The sequence below is a fragment of the Tessaracoccus bendigoensis DSM 12906 genome (assembly GCF_900141915.1).
Classification (GTDB): Bacteria; Actinomycetota; Actinomycetes; order Propionibacteriales; family Propionibacteriaceae; genus Arachnia; species Arachnia bendigoensis.
The window spans coordinates 69,856-83,584 of the sequence record NZ_FQZG01000006.1 but is presented as its reverse complement, the minus strand read 5'-3'; the positions used below and the strand labels follow the sequence as shown (position 1 = coordinate 83,584).

General features: G+C 67.1%; 10 protein-coding genes. 3 read left to right on the top strand and 7 right to left on the bottom strand.

Features of this window, described 5'->3' with window-relative positions:
• Nucleotides 1-14: 14 nt before the first annotated feature.
• Both BUC15_RS01940 and BUC15_RS01935 read left to right on the top strand, forming a co-directional pair.
• A complete protein-coding gene (locus tag BUC15_RS01940; RefSeq protein WP_073185884.1) occupies nucleotides 15-971 on the top strand; it encodes a DNA cytosine methyltransferase in 957 nt (318 codons plus the stop codon).
• Nucleotides 971-1,834, top strand: a complete 864-nt coding sequence (locus tag BUC15_RS01935) for an NgoMIV family type II restriction endonuclease (RefSeq protein WP_073185883.1) — start codon at nucleotides 971-973, stop codon at nucleotides 1,832-1,834. The genes BUC15_RS01940 and BUC15_RS01935 overlap by 1 nt, the downstream gene beginning before the upstream one ends.
• Before the next feature lie 32 nt (nucleotides 1,835-1,866).
• On the opposite strand, the gene BUC15_RS01930 is transcribed toward BUC15_RS01935, so the two are convergent.
• The 7 genes from BUC15_RS01930 to BUC15_RS01900 all read right to left on the bottom strand — a co-directional run bounded on the left by BUC15_RS01930 (nucleotide 1,867) and on the right by BUC15_RS01900 (nucleotide 12,277).
• A complete protein-coding gene (locus tag BUC15_RS01930) occupies nucleotides 1,867-2,055 on the bottom strand; it encodes a hypothetical protein (RefSeq protein WP_073185882.1) in 189 nt (62 codons plus the stop codon).
• A 503-nt stretch (nucleotides 2,056-2,558) separates the two neighbouring features.
• Entirely contained in the window at nucleotides 2,559-4,058 is a 1,500-nt protein-coding gene (locus tag BUC15_RS01925) for an alanine/glycine:cation symporter family protein (protein WP_073185881.1), read from the bottom strand.
• A 274-nt stretch (nucleotides 4,059-4,332) separates the two neighbouring features.
• Entirely contained in the window at nucleotides 4,333-5,094 is a 762-nt protein-coding gene (locus BUC15_RS01920) for a succinate dehydrogenase/fumarate reductase iron-sulfur subunit (RefSeq protein ID WP_073185880.1), read from the bottom strand.
• Nucleotides 5,091-7,118 carry a fumarate reductase/succinate dehydrogenase flavoprotein subunit gene (locus tag BUC15_RS01915; RefSeq protein ID WP_073185879.1) on the bottom strand — a complete coding sequence of 676 codons (2,028 nt, stop codon included), beginning with the start codon at nucleotides 7,116-7,118 and terminating at the stop codon, nucleotides 5,091-5,093. Before BUC15_RS01915 ends, BUC15_RS01920 begins: the two co-directional genes overlap by 4 nt.
• A complete protein-coding gene (locus tag BUC15_RS01910; protein WP_217652076.1) occupies nucleotides 7,115-7,861 on the bottom strand; it encodes a succinate dehydrogenase cytochrome b subunit in 747 nt (248 codons plus the stop codon). Before BUC15_RS01910 ends, BUC15_RS01915 begins: the two co-directional genes overlap by 4 nt.
• Nucleotides 7,862-7,998: 137 nt before the next feature.
• Nucleotides 7,999-9,195 carry a glycoside hydrolase 5 family protein gene (locus BUC15_RS01905; protein WP_073185878.1) on the bottom strand — a complete coding sequence of 399 codons (1,197 nt, stop codon included), beginning with the start codon at nucleotides 9,193-9,195 and terminating at the stop codon, nucleotides 7,999-8,001.
• Between the two features lies 1 nt (nucleotide 9,196).
• Complete coding sequence (locus BUC15_RS01900) at nucleotides 9,197-12,277, bottom strand: alpha-mannosidase (RefSeq protein ID WP_073185877.1); 3,081 nt, start codon at nucleotides 12,275-12,277, stop codon at nucleotides 9,197-9,199.
• A 130-nt stretch (nucleotides 12,278-12,407) separates the two neighbouring features.
• On the opposite strand from BUC15_RS01900, the gene BUC15_RS01895 reads away from it, so the two are divergent.
• Nucleotides 12,408-13,418, top strand: coding sequence for a LacI family DNA-binding transcriptional regulator (locus BUC15_RS01895; protein WP_073185876.1), 1,011 nt, complete (start codon nucleotides 12,408-12,410; stop codon nucleotides 13,416-13,418).
• Nucleotides 13,419-13,729: the final 311 nt, after the last annotated feature.

The following is a 13,729-nucleotide window of genomic DNA, read 5'->3' as shown; positions in this document are numbered from 1 at the left end:
TAGGAGGACCCGCGATGTCCCTCACCTCGGTGGAAATCTGCACTGGAGCCGGGGGCCAGGCCTTGGGCCTTGAAGGCGCCGGTTTCGACCATCTGGCGACCGTAGAGCTGGATCCGTGGGCTTGCCGCACGCTCCGCATCAATCGCGGTGAGTCCTGGAATGTGACGGAGGCGAATCTCCTCGACTGGTCAGGCAAGGACTACGCGGGTGTGGACCTGTTGGCTGGCGGGGTGCCGTGCCCGCCGTTCAGCAAGGCCGGTAAGCAACTGGGTGAAGGGGACGAGCGCGACCTGTTCCCCACCGCTATCCGGTTGGTCGACGAGATCCGACCGAAGGCCGTCATGCTCGAGAACGTCCGCGGCCTGCTCGACGCGGTGTTCGACGACTACCGCAACAAAGTCGAGCAACAACTTGTGAAGCTGGGCTACCGCCCAGGTTGGAAACTGCTCAACGCGTCTGGGTTCGGCGTCTCCCAGTTGCGGCCGAGGGTGGTCTTCGTAGCGATCAAGAACGACTTGGCCGACGGCTTTGTCTGGCCTTCGGAGCAGTTGGATCTGCCACCGACGGTCGGGCAATTGCTGCTTGACCTCATGGGGGAGCGCGGTTGGGAACAGGCCGCAGCCTGGGCGGAGGGGGCCAACGCCATCGCGCCCACACTCGTCGGGGGGTCGAAGAAGCATGGTGGACCGGATCTTGGCCCGACCAGGGCCAGGCGCGCATGGGCCGCGCTCGGAGTCGAGGGTAGGACCATCGCGGAAGAGGCTCCGGAGCCTGGTTTCGTCGGGATGCCGAGACTGACAGTGCGCATGGCGGCACGCGTCCAGGGCTTCCCGGATGAGTGGGAGTTTGCCGGTCGCAAGACGAACTCCTACCGGCAGGTTGGCAACGCGTTTCCGCCACCCGTGGCCAAGGCGGTGGGCAGACAGATAGCTAAGGCGATCACCGCGCAACGGTTGCACGCGGTCGCCTGATGAGCGCGCTATTGACTGAGGCGCGCAGGGGCTTTCACCGGCAACTCGTCGAGGACCGCACGCTGATGCTCGACGAGGCGGGGATCGCATCCAACGCAGACGGTTCCCAACGGACTTCCAGGGAGATCGCCGCTTTCATCGCCAGGGGTCTGGGCGCGCGGCAGGGTCCCAAGAAGCTGCCGGGACAACAGGCAGGCCGTCAGTTCGAGGTGGCGGTGCAGAGCTTCCTTGAGCAGACTTTTCCCCTGATGCAGAGCCTTCGCCCCGGAAAGTGGCATGTGGAGAACGTCGGAGGCCAGAGAGGTGAGTACCACCTAGCCAGATACGAGCCCTATTCGCATCTCGATGAGTTGGCACGCGCAATCGAAAAATCTCCGACCCTCATCTCGGTTCTGGGCAATTCCTACGAGATCTCCCCGGACGTGCTCATCACACGTGAGCCGGAGACAGACGAAGTCATCAACCGTCAACTCGAACTTGTTGACCGCTTCAGCGCCCGTCATGCGGTGATCAGGAGGGCGAACCAGGACAGGGCGATCGTCCATGCGGTGGTGAGCTGCAAATGGACTCTGCGCTCCGACCGGGCACAAAACGCCCGGTCAGAGGCGCTCAACCTGATCCGCAACCGGAAGGGTCGTACCCCTCACATCGCCGTCGTCACCGGTGAACCGTCGCCATCCCGGCTGGCGTCGTTGGCGCTCGGAACAGGTGATCTGGACGTCATCTACCACTTTGCCCTTCCCGAACTCATAGATGGCGTCGAGGCGACAGGCAACGATGAGGGAATCTCGATGCTTGGGCATCTGGTCGACGGCAAGCGGCTGCGCGACATTGCAGACCTGCCGCTCGACCTTGCAGTCTGACCCGCCGTCCGAGGCGCCGAAAGGCGACGGGGTCACGCCGATCCGCCGTTTGCCCGCAGCTGTTCCTGCGTGACTCCCCGCACCACTTCGATCTCGTCATCAAGGGCCTGCGTCGCGGCCCGCAGCGCGGCGAGCGATCGAGGGGCATCGGCAAGCTCAGCGGTGGAGATCGCGGCATCGAGTTCCCCCGGGCGGCGGTGAGGGCGGCTAGCGAGCCCCATGGGCTGTCGGCTCGGTAGACCGCGACGGGCCGACCGGTGTCATTGCTTCGGACAACCGTGCCCCAACGTCTGGCCACGATGTGGCGTCCCGATTCGCTTCGCTCCAACTCGCCGCCCATGCCGGGAGCCTACCGCCTGGAAGAGGGCCGGGCTTCAGGCGCCGTGCCGTGCCACCCCGACGACCCCGGCCGCCCATGGGGCCGAGCCCTCGGCTGCGGCCCGGATGATCACCGAATTGGACCGTCTTCGAGACAACTTGTCTGACGTCTCCGAAAGGTCTGGCGAATGACCCCACCACGGGCTATGTTTCAGTTACGCTGCACCGCAGTTGTCCATTACACGTTCGGGGGGATGTGGGACAACCGGTTCAGCCCGGCCCGCGCCTTCCGCGGGGGGTCGGCAGGGCTCGGACCGTTCATACTCTGGGGGGAGGAGAACCGGTCCGGGTCCCTGCTGCCGGAGCCGCCTTCGGCGCCCGCCGATCCTTGACGGGCGCCAACCCACTACGATGTCGGCGTAGGGGGCACCGTCTCCCCAGCTTCGCTCACAGGCTGGCCTTCGAGGGCCTTCCACTCGGCCCAGCCGGGCTCACCGACCATGAACTGCTCGATCTCTGCAGTGGTCGCCTCGAGTTTCGGGTCATGCTTCAGATAAGCCCTGGTCTCACGCACGATCAGGCCGGACAAGATGATCAGGCCGAGCAGGTTGGGCAGCGCCATCAGGCCGTTGGCCACGTCGGAGAACGCCCAGACGGCCTCGAGGGTCGTGGTGGCGCCGACGTAGGTGATCAACGAGAAGAAGACGCGGAAGGGCATCACTGCACGGCGGCCGAAGAGCCTCTCGATGTTTCGTTCGCCGTAGTAGGCCCAGCCGAGGATCGTGGAGAAGGCTAACATCACCAGCGCAATGGTGACGATCCAGTGGCCCCATTCGCCGGGCAGCCCGTGCGTGAAAGCCTCGCCGGTCATCAGGGAAGCGGAGATCTGCTCGCCGGCCTCGTCGACCTGGTGGTAGGTGCCGGTGGTGACGATCACCAGGCCGGTCATGGACACCACGATGATCGTGTCGATGAACGTCTGGGTCATTGAAACCAGGCCTTGGCGAACCGGGTGGCTGGTCTGTGCCGCCGCCGCGGCGATCGCGGCCGATCCCATGCCGGATTCGTTGGAGAAGATGCCGCGCGCGACACCGTATTGGATGGCGATGATCAGCGACGAACCGAGGAAACCGCCGACGGCGGCAGATCCGGTGAACGCGTCGGTGAAGATCAGTGCGAGGGCGGCGGGAAGGTCCTGAATGTTGATGAACAGGATCACGAGCGCGCCGATGACGTAGAACACGATCATGATTGGCACGAATCCTGCGGTCACCTTGCCGATCGACTTGATGCCGCCGACCAGTACCAGCATCGCGATCGCCAGCATCAGAACACCGCTCATCCACGTCGGCAGGCCGAAGCTTCGGTCCATGTTGGCTGCGATGGAGTTGGCCTGCGTGAGGTTCCCGATACCGAACGAGGCGATCACCGCGAAGACCGTGAACGACCAGCCGAGGATCTTGCCGACCGGGCCCTTGATGCCCTTCTCCAGATACTGCTGCGGGCCGCCGTTGCGTTCACCTGCCGAGTCCGTGGTGCGGAACCGCACGCCGAGGAAGGCCTCCGAGTATTTGGACGCCATCCCGAGCAGGCCGGTGACCCACATCCAGAACAGGGCGCCCGGGCCGCCGATCGCGATGGCCGTGGCCACGCCGACGATATTGCCGGTGCCGACGGTGGCGGCCAATGCCGTCGTCAGGGCCTGGAACTGGGAGATGTCTCCCTCGGACCCAGGGTCCTTTCGCTTCAGCAGACCAAGCCGCAACGATGCGCCCAGGCGGATGAACTGGATGCCACCCAGCCTGATGGTCAGGTACAGGCCGGTGCCCAGCAGCAGAGGGATCAGGAGGAACGGACCCCAGACGATGCCGCTGAGCCAATTGAGGAAGTCGGTGATGGTGTCCATCGGGTTGCCTTTCAGTAGGCGTTCGCAGATTTCTGTTCGGGACACTACTGAGGATTTGTTTCATGAAAGTGGTGGTCCAGCAAAACGCCGAGATGCGGTGGTTGAGCCGCCTCGTGAGGGACGAGCGAGGCGTGACGAAACCATGGCGACCTTGCCCGGGGACTTGTAGTCGGGTCTTTTGGCCTTAACATCGTGATGTTTGTTCATGGACGAACCAACATCGCGATGTTAAGCGTAGGTGGGTGTTGTCGACCGACCTGTGGGCGCCCCTGGCTCAACCAGCGCGTCGGTTGAGCCTTCTCCGAAGCCCTCCCAAGAGCCTTTCATGGTTGACGGCGGCTATGGCCGTCAACGGGATCCCCGCGGGGCACGCCTGTTCGCACTCCCCATACAGCGAACACGGGCCGAACAACCCATCCGCCTCCGCGACCATGCTCCGTGCCCGGCGCGTCCGCTCCAACGCCGGGATCGGCAGCAGCGCCAGATGCGTCAGCTTCGCCCCGGTGAACAGGTGCGCCGACCCGTTCGGACACGCCGCCACGCACGCCCCGCAGCCGATGCAGGCAGCGAAATCGAGGGCCGTTTCGGCCGTCGACTCAGGAATCGGCAAGGCGTCGGCGTCCGGGGCTGTGCCCGCATCGACGGCGACCGTGCCACCCGCCCGGATGATGTCGTCGAGGCCGCCACGGTCGACGATGAGGTCACGCAACACCGGGAAAGATGCCGAGCGCAGCGGCTCGATCCGGATCGTGGCGCCGTCGCGGTAGTGCACCAGCCGTTGGTGACAGCTCGGCACGTTGTTCTCGGGCCCGTGGACGGCGCCGTCGACGGTGACGCCGCAGGCCCCGCAGATCCCCTCGCGGCAGTCGGATTCGAACGCGACCGGTTCATGACCCGAGTCGATCAACTGCTCGTTGAGAGCGTCGAGAAGCTCGAGGATCGAAAGGTGTGGTTCGACGCCGTCGATGCTGTGCCGCTCGAACCGGCCCTTGGCCCCGGGGGATGCCTGCCGCCAAACCTCAATGTCGAGCTTCACCTGTAACTCCTCGTGGCCAGGGGGACGGAGGCGAACGCCAGCGGTTCGGCGTGCCGCGTGAACTGCAGGTCGTGCGTGGCACCGGACGCGCCGCGGGTCTCCCAAGCCGAAGCGAAGGCCCAGCGCTGGTCGTCGCGACGTGCCTCGCCGCCGTCCTGGAACTCGCTGCGGAAGTGCGCGCCGCAACTCTCCTGACGGTCGAGGGCGTCGACCGCCATCAGCTCGGCCAATTCGAGGAAGTCGGCGACCCGGCCCGCCTTCTCCAGCGCCTGGTTCAGCTGCCGTCCCTCGCCGGGCACCCGCACCTCACGCCAGAACCGGTGCCTGAGGTCGTGGATGTCGTCGATCGCCGCGGCAAGGCCCTCGGCGGTGCGTTCGACGCCGACCCCGCGATACATGATCTCGCCGAGTTCGCGGTGGAAGTGCGACGACGCCAACTTGCCCTTGACGGCCAACAGTGCCGAGGTTCGCGTCGTGACCCGCGCGACGGCGTCGCGCACGCAAGCGTCGCCGGCCCCCGGAAGCCGCTCCCCGAGGTGGCCTGCGAGGTAGTTGGGCACCGAGAACGGCAGGGTGAACCAGCCGTCGACGCAGGCCGACAGCAGCGAGTTTGCGCCCAGCCGGTTCGCTCCGTGGTAGGCCCAACTCGCCTCACCGCCCACGAACAGGCCGGGGATCGACGTCATCTGGTCGTAGTCGGACCACAACCCGCCCATCGTGAAGTGTGCGCCGGGCGCGATGCGCATCGGCACCGTGTAGGGGTCCTCGCCGGTGGCGTGGGCGTACATGTCGAACAGGTTGCCGTAACGGGCCGCGATCGTCTCGCGGCCGTGCGCCGCGAGCGCGTCCGAGAAGTCGAGATAGACGGAGTTGGCCAGCGGCCCGACGCCGTGGCCCGAGTCGATCTGTTCCTTCGCGGCCCGCGAAGAGATGTCGCGCGGCGAGAGGTTCCCGAACGACGGATACTTGCGTTCAAGGTAGTAGTCGCGCTCCGCCTCGGGGATGTCGCCGGGGGCGCGGTCGTCGCCCGGCTTCTTGGGAACCCAGATCCGGCCGTCGTTGCGCAGCGACTCCGACATCAGGATGTTCTTCGACTGCCAGTGCGTCGAGATCGGCAGCGCCGTCGGGTGGAACTGCACGAACGAGGCATGCGAGAGGAACGCTCCCTGCCTCGCGGCGCGCCACACCGCGGTCGCGTTCGAGTTGACCGCCAGCGTCGAGTGGAAGTACACCGAGCCGTAGCCACCGGTGGCCAGGATCACGGCGTGGGCAGGCTGCGCCCACACCTGGCCGGAGACCAGATCGCGCACCACGACGCCGCGGCAGACGCCGTCATCCATGATCAGGTCAAGCATCTCGGCGCGGTCATGCAGGTCGACCGTGCCCAGTTTGACCTGCCGCTGCAACGCCTGCGCGCCGGCGATCTGGAGCTGCTGGCCCGTCTGCCCGCGCGTGTAATAGGTGCGCGACACCTGCACACCCCCGAAGGAACGGGTGGCGAGCATGCCGCCGTATTCACGCGCGAACGGTGCACCGATGGCCGACATGTGGTCGATCACCCGCACCGACTCCTGCGCCAGCCGGTACGCCTCAGATTCGCGGGCCCGGAAGTCGCCGCCCTTGACGGTGTCGACCACGAACCGACGCTGCGAGTCGCCGTCGACCTTCCTGGCGCGGGCCGCGTTGATGCCACCCTGCGCGGCGACCGAGTGGGCCCGCCTTGGCGAGTCGTGATACGTGAAGGCGTGCACCTTGAAGCCGAGCTCGCCGAGGGCGGCGGCCGCGCCTGCGCCCGCCAGCCCGGTGCCCACGACGACGACGGTGAACCGTTTCGCGTTCAGCGGGCTAACCAGCTTGTATTCAGAGCGTCGCCGGTCCCAGGCGGTGGAGGGGTCGCCATCCGGGACCGCCCCGTCGAGGGTGCGGCCGGTGTGGGCGCCCCTGACGGTGACGCGCGGTGCCCGCCACTTCGGCTCGACCTCGGGCGCGCCGACCGGGGGAGTGTTTCGACGCGGCCACTTCATGAGATCACTCCGACCTGGACGAGTAGTGGGATGGCCGCGTTGCCGACCATGATCGCGACGGCGAGCAGGCCGCCCACGACGGTGAAGGTCGCCCGGAGCCGGTGGCCCATCACCCCGAGGTCGGCGGCCATGGTCGTGACCCCCTTAGCGGTGTGGGCGGCAAGAAGCACCATCGTCGCGATGTAGAACCACGCCATCAGTGGCCGGTGGAAGGAGGCCACCAGGTTTTCGTAGGCGAACGCTTCGCCGTCGGCAGGATGCGCGAACGCCTGGGTCGCCGTCGGGGCGAGGCCGAGCGTCAGGTCGAGCAGGTGCACGATGAGGAAGCCGAGCAGGACGACACCGGTGACCGGCATCAACCAGGAGCCCCAGGAGCGCGCCCCATTGATCCTGGCCCGGTGCGGGCCCCTGGCCAGGCGGGCGCGCCACCAGATGACGGCTGCGGACAAGACGTGCGCGGCCAGCGCGACGATCAGGGCGATCCGCAGCCCCCAGAGCAGGAACTCCTTCGGCAGCATCGGATAGAAGGCCTCGCGGAGCCAGGCCGCGTAGCCGTTGAAGGCGGCGGCACCTTGGAAGACTTTGAGGTTGCCGAAGAGATGGATGGCGACGAAGCCTACCCAGAGCGCGCCGCTGACGGCCATCGTCGCCTTCAGCGCCCAGGACGGGACCCGGTGGCGGCTGCGGTGCCGGACGGTTCTCGCGGGCGGACCGATCTGGATATCGGGCGTGTGGGTGCTCATGCGTGACCTCCCTTCTCCCGACCCTAGCGGCGCCGCGCCCAATTGCACGGGTATGGAGTGCTATTGGGGCGACTGACTTCGTCGTCGGTCGACGTAGTACCTACCGGTTCTGCCGCACAGTTTCGACGGGAGTGTCGTTAGGCCTCCGGTTGCCTCCTGGAGATCCCGCACACCTCGCCGCGGGCGAACCTGGACTGCCATTCGTCGAAGAAGTCGCCCATCGGGTTTGTGACCCCTCGTCCGGCGCCGGTATGCCAGTCGGCGGTGAACTCCATCGTAGGACGCTCGGGCGCATCCTGGGCAGCCGGGATCGACACCGCACGCAACTCGGCCATCCGCTCAGCCAGCAACCTGGCCTCCGGCTTGGCCACGCCGTCAGAGGTGAACAGCCCCAGCGAGTACTCCAGTTCCGGGAAGTCCAGGAGGGCACGGTTCACGTCGTGGCTGCACCACCATGTGGTGGCCTCGAGGCCGGGGGTGTCGACGACGGCGTCGATCGTCGCGTTGACGAAGTCGGCAGCGTCGGCGTCCGGGACGTGGGTTCGCGGTGCCCCGACCTCCTGGAGCCAGAGCGGCCTCGTAGGATCGGGGCTCCAGGCACGGGCCAGCTCCAGCAGATACCGCGGGAACGACGTCAGGGCCGGGTGGCCTTCACCGTAGCGCGGCCCGACCTGCGAGAACACCCATGAGTGCACCGTGGTCGAGGCGCCCTTCGTGACGCCGTGGCGCGGCGTGAACGGGTGCTCGTCGACGAACCAGAGGTCGTCGTCGAAGCCGTGATGGTGGCGTCCGAGGGGCCAGGCCTCCTCCAGCGGTGCGAGCAGCGTGTCGAACCAGGCGTCGACGTCGTCCGCGGTGGCCTCCGAGAGCATCGGGTGCCGGTGCCCCGGCGCAGGGCCCGCAAACTGGGCGAACTCGTTGCCGAGCGTCATGCCGGTCACCGCAGGATGGTCCTGCAGCGCCCTACCCAGTTCCCGCACGAGCGCCGCCTCACCGGCCAGCGCGACCTCGTCGGTGAACAGGTTCTGACGGTGCCAGGTGACCACCCAGCTCGGCAGGAAATCGTAGCTGGACAGGTGCCCGTTCAGGGCGTCGACGCTGACCTGAAGCCCGCTTGCGGCTGCGGCATCGACGACGGCGACCAGGTCGGCGACCGCTGTCGGCCTGATCAACCCGCGGTTCGGCTGCAAGAGCGGCCAGAGGGGAAACACGCGGACGTGGTCGAGGCCCAGCTCTGCGATCTGGTCGAAGTCTGCCTTGACCGACTCGAGATCCAGGTCGAGCCAGCTGTGGAACCAGCCGACTCTGGGCGTGTAGTTGACTCCGATACGCATGTCAGCGAGCCCAACGGATCGTGGCGACCTGGAACGGCCGCAGCGCAACGCCGACCGAACCGTCGGACAGTGGGGTCGAGATTGCGCTCGGTGCGACCTGCTGCTGCGGGTTGCCCACCACGAGTTCGTCCTCAAGGAGGTCGGTCTCGACGGCGGAGACCGCCTCGAACCCGGCCTTCAGGGTGGCGGTGGCGCGCCTGCCATACGGCTCGTAGATGCGCACGATGACATCTCCTGAGCCGTCCTCGGCCAGCTTGACGCCTTCGACGGCGATCGGCCCATCCACGTCGATCAGCGCGGCGACCGGGGAGCCGGTGAGGGTGCGCGGCGTGAGGTTGGCGGCGTAGCCGTCGGCGACCGCGTCCTCGATCGTTGCCCCCGGATGGATCGTGAACGAGAAGGAGTGCTGGCCGACGTCGGTTCGAGGGTCCGGGTAGCGGGCGCCCTTGAGTAGCGAGGCGCGCACCAGGGAGTAGGTCCCGCCGCCGTCGCGGGCCTGGCGGGTGACGTCCCAGCCGTAGGTCTGGGCGTTGGCGACGGCGACGCCGAAGCCGGGTTCGCCGACGTGCAGCCACCGGTGGGCGTGGACCTCGAAGCGGTGCGCGTCCCACGACGTGTTGGTGTGGGTCGGGCGCACCAGGTGGCCCATCTCGATCTCGAACGCGGCGTGGTCGGTGTGGACGTCAATGGGCCAGCCGAGCTTGAGCAGCGTGTCGCGCTCCTTCCAGTCGACATCCACGCGCACATGCAGCCGCGGGTCGTCGGCCTTGACGGTGAGCGTCTGCGTGGCGCTGGAGTCGCCGAACCGGCGGTTGACGACGACGCTTGCCTCGCCGTCACCCTCGACCAGTTCGGGGGTTCCGCCGAGAATGTCGGTCGCGGTGTTGAACGAGAACGGGTCGATGTCCCAGGCGTCCCACATGTTGGGGAAGTCGGGGTGGATCTGCAACAGGTTGCCGCGCACCCCCGTCGGGATCACCTCGCGGCCGGTCGCCTCCTCGAAGAGGGAGGTGACAAGGCCGTCCGCGTCGACCTTCAAACGGATCAGGCCGTTGTCGAGGGTGATGGCGCCGTCGGCGGCGGTGTCGATCCGGGTGCTCGGGGCCGTGGCGGGGCCGCCAGCCAGCGCGGGCACTCCGTCGCGGACCAGGGGAGAGGCGTTGAACGTGATGGCGTCTGAACCCTCACCGGCGAGGAGCCGCTGGGCCTGGCCGATCAGCGTCTCGAGTTCCTCTGCGACGCGGGCGTGGCCCGCCAGCACCTCGTCGTAGACCCATGCGATGCAGGTGCCGGGCAGGATGTCGTGGAACTGGTAGAGGCAGACCTCGCGCCAGAGGTCGCCGAACCGCTCAAGCGGGTATTCCATGAGCCCGCGGGTCGCGGCCGTGGCGCACCACAGCTCGGCCTCACGAAGCAGGTGTTCGCTGCGCCGGTTACCCGACTTGACCTCGGCGACCGAGGTGAACGTGCCGCGGTGCAACTCAAGGTAAAGCTCGCCGACCCAGACGCCGGGCGACTCGTGCTCGGCCTCCGCGCGGGCGAAGAAGTCGCGCGGCGCCTCGATGCGGACCTTCGGGGAGCCCTCGAGGTCGGCGATGCGGCTCGCTTGGCCCAGCATCTCCCGGGTCGGGCCGCCACCGCCGTCGCCCCATCCGAAGGGAACCAGCGACGTGGCCGCGCGACCCTTGTCCTGGAAGTTGCGGGCCGCGTGGCCCATGTTAGAGCCGGACAGGTCGGAGTTGTAGGTGTCGGCAGGAGGGAAGTGCGTGAAGATCCGGGTGCCGTCGATGCCCTCCCACCAGAACGAGTGGTGCGGGAACTTGTTGACCTGGTTCCAGGAGATCTTCTGCGTCAGGAACCACTGGGCGCCCGCGAGCTTCGCAAGCTGCGGCAATGCGCCGGAGTAGCCGAAGGAGTCGGGCAGCCACACCTCGGGGCAGTAGTGGTCGAACTTGTCGCGGTAGTAGTTGCGCCCGTACAGGAACTGGCGGCACATCGCCTCGCCGCCGGGCAGGTTGGCGTCGGACTCGACCCACATGCCACCCACCGGCACGATCCCGCCCGAGGCGATGGCGTCCTTCAACTGCGCGAACAGGTCCGGTTGGTCCTCCTCCAGCCAGGCAGCGTGCTGCGCCGCGGGGAACGCGAAGATGTGCTCGGGATGGTCTTTCAGGAGGTTCAGCTGGTTCGCGATCGTCCTTGCGACCTTGCGGCGCGTCTCGCGCAGCGGCCACAGCCAGGCGGAGTCGATGTGGGCGTGCCCGATCGCCGACAGGGTGTGGGCCGAGGCGGCCGCCGGTCGGGAGAGGACAAGCTCAAGCTCGGTGCGCGCTGCGCCCGCGGTGGCAGGGATGTCGAACAGGTCGATCCGGTCGAGGGCGCGGTCCATGGCGCGGCGGATCTCCCAGCGGCGCTCGCTCGTTTCGGGCAGTTCTTCCGCCAGTTGCCTGAGGGTCTGGAGGTCGGCGATCAGCTCGCGGACGTCGGTGTTGACGACGACGAGGTCGGCCCGTCGGAGCTGGTAGATCGGTGCCGACCCGGAGGTTGTCTTGCGGCCGAGTTCGGTGGGCGCGAAGGGGGGAAGACCAAGCACAACAGGGTTGGCGGCTGCCTCCAGGTAGACCTCGACGTTGCCGTCGGCGTCCGGTTCCACCGGCAGCCACTTGTTGTACGGATTGTGAGCCTTAATGATCGTGCCGTCGGCGCGGTAGGCGAGCCCCTCGGCCTGGAAGCCGGGTGACTCGAACTCCCCGCCCAGGTCGATGAACAGTTCAAGCTCGGCGTCACGCAATTCCGGCGGCACCGTCGCACGGAAACGCAACCAGCTGGTGCCCCAGGCCGGTCCCCACTCCGAGCCCACCTCGAACGGTTCATAGTCGAGCAGCAGGGCCTCGGCGGCGGGGATGGGTTCACCCTGGCCTACGACCCCGGGGCAGGCGCCGAGCGCCGTCGAGCCTTCAGCGTCGGTCAGGGGCGCGATTGCGACGTTGAGCTGAGCCACGACGGTGGTCTCGACGGGGCGGATCTTCTCGTTGAGGTGGCGGGTGACCCTGCCGTCGAGAATGGGGGCGTGATCGTGCACAGCGGGCCTTTCGACGATGAACTGGCGTTGGCGCGATCATTCTAATCCGGTTTAGTAACGAGAGCAACCACTATTCACGATGCGTGTCCCCAGATGGCAGAACTGGTGGCGTCGTGTCAGCATTGACGGTGTGAATCGCCCCACTATCCGTGACATCGCCAAGGCCGCTGGCATCTCGCCCGGCGCGGCCTCGTTCGCCCTGAACGACAGGGACGGGGTCTCGGAGGAGACTAGGGCGAAGGTCAAGCGGATCGCCGACGAGATGGGCTGGACCCGCAACGTCGCCGCCGTCGCGCTCTCAGCGCGCCAGGCCCGCGCCGTCGGCCTGGTGATCGCCAGGTCGGAGGAGAGCTTCACCGGTGAGCGCTTCTTCATGCAGTTCATCGCCGGCGTTGAGCGGATCCTGAGCGCGAGGTCGCGCAACCTGGTGCTCAGGTTCGCCACCAGCGTCGAAGAGGAGGTGGACACCTATCGGCAATGGTGGGCCGAGCATCGGGTCGACGGTGTGATCCTCACTGACCCGAGGGACGACGATCCGCGCCCCACACTGTTGGCGGATCTGCAGCTCCCCGGGGTGGTCGTCGGAGCCCAGTCGCAGTCCACACTGCCGACACTCAGGGTCAACGACGGCGCCGCGATGGAGAGACTCGTCGACCATTTCGCCGACCTCGGCCACCGTCGGTTGGCGCACGTCAGCGGGTCGCCTGACCTGCTGCACACGCAGCGTCGGCGGGAGGCCTTTGAGAAGCGCTGCGAAGAACGTGGCGTCGTCGCGCTACCGCCGTCGTCGACGGACTTCAGTGAGGAGTCCGGGAGGGCGGCCACTTGGGCGCTGATCTCGTCACAGGAACCTCCCACCGGGATCATCTTCGACAACGAGGTGTTGGTCTTTGGCGGCGTCGTCGCGATCGTCGAGGCGTCGCTTTCGATTCCGGATCAGGTCGCCATCGCAACGTTCGAGGACACACCAATGTGCCGGATCGTCCGGCCGCAGATCACCGCCATGGTGCGCGACCCAGCCGAACTCGGTCGCCACGCGGCCGAGGCGTTGCTCGACGCGATCGACGGTCGACCCGTCAGTGGGCGCACCGAGCCGACCATGGAACTGATCGTGCGCGGTTCGACGGATCCCGAAGCTTAGGCCGCCGCGCGCGGGTTGGGTGCTGGGGCTTCTTGGGCTGTGGTTGCGTCGGGCTGTGGTTGCGTCGGGCTGTGGTTGCGTCGGGCTGTGGTTGCGTCGGGCGTTGAGCACTATCCAGGGTTCGTTTGGGATTGGAACGTGAAAACAGGTCTTTTCGGACGTCGACCCCGGGATAGTGCTCAAGGTCGGGTCGCGCCCGGGTGGTGCGGGTCGACGGGTGGTGTCGACGGCGCCGTCGACGAGGTGCTGCTTACGGGTTGGACGTCGTCACCAGCGTTGTGGCGTGGTTACCAGCGGTATGTCTGGATACC